Genomic DNA, 1,021 nt, shown 5'->3' with positions numbered 1-1,021 from the left:
TAACTTTCAATACAGGCGTAATCGCATTTGTTGTACATGAAGCAGCAGAAAGAATCGTATCGCTCGACTCGATCACATCGTTATTGATGCCGTAAACAACGTTCTTAATGTCGCCCTTACCAGGAGCAGTCAATAACACCTTAGCTGCACCTTTTGATTTCAAGTGCAGGCCAAGACCTGCTTCATCACGCCAGATACCAGTATTATCAATCACTAGTGCATCGTTAATGCCGTACTCAGTGTAATCAACTTGATCAGGACCATTTGAATAGATAACTTGAATGCAGTTACCATTTGCAATGATTTGATTGTTTTCATTATCCACTGAAATCGTACCTTCGAATGGACCATGAACAGAATCACGACGCAACAAACTTGCACGCTTTTCTAAGTCATTATCAGCCTTACCTTTACGAACAACGATCGCACGCAATCGCAAGTTATTACCGCCGCCCGCTTTCTCGATCAAAATACGCGCTAGAAGACGACCAATTCGACCAAAACCGTATAAAACAACGTCTTTAGACTCAGCATTCGCCTGCTCACCGCCTTTACCAATAACGTCTGCAAGCTCTGCTTTCAAAAACTCTTCCAAAGAAGCATCGCTCTGCGCCTTGAACGAAACAGCTAATTTACCGATATCAACGCGTGCTGGACCAAGATTCAAACCATCAAGCACTTTTAGAACTTCTAGCGTATCTAGCGCAGAAAGTTCTGTATTCTCAATTTGACGCACAAAACGATGTGACTTAAGCAATCCAATCACAGACTGACTGATGATTGCGCGACCATAAATCGACGTCACTACATTGTTCTCACGATATAGACGGCCAATCAAAGGAATCATTGCTTCTGCAGCAGCTTCTCGTTGAGTCCAATCGTTAAAATGGTTTTGAATGTTTTCGTTGCTCACGCTTCACACCTCTTTGTATATGTGCGCACATAAAATAGGCCGCGTATTATCCAGATAATCTGACCGCTTGGCAATTAATTAACCGAGCCAATAAAAGTATTATTTTTA

Annotated in this window: 1 protein-coding gene; it reads right to left on the bottom strand. The window is 42.1% G+C overall.

All coding sequences use genetic code 11. The features are described 5' to 3' along the window. The coding region (locus tag A3762_RS08960) for a glyceraldehyde-3-phosphate dehydrogenase (protein ID WP_156493346.1) at positions 1-913 on the bottom strand (913 nt) is incomplete at its 3' end. Between the last annotated feature and the right edge of the window lie 108 nt (positions 914-1,021).

It is taken from the genome of Oleiphilus sp. HI0125, from assembly GCF_001635355.1.
This window is presented reverse-complemented; position numbering and strand designations above follow the sequence as displayed.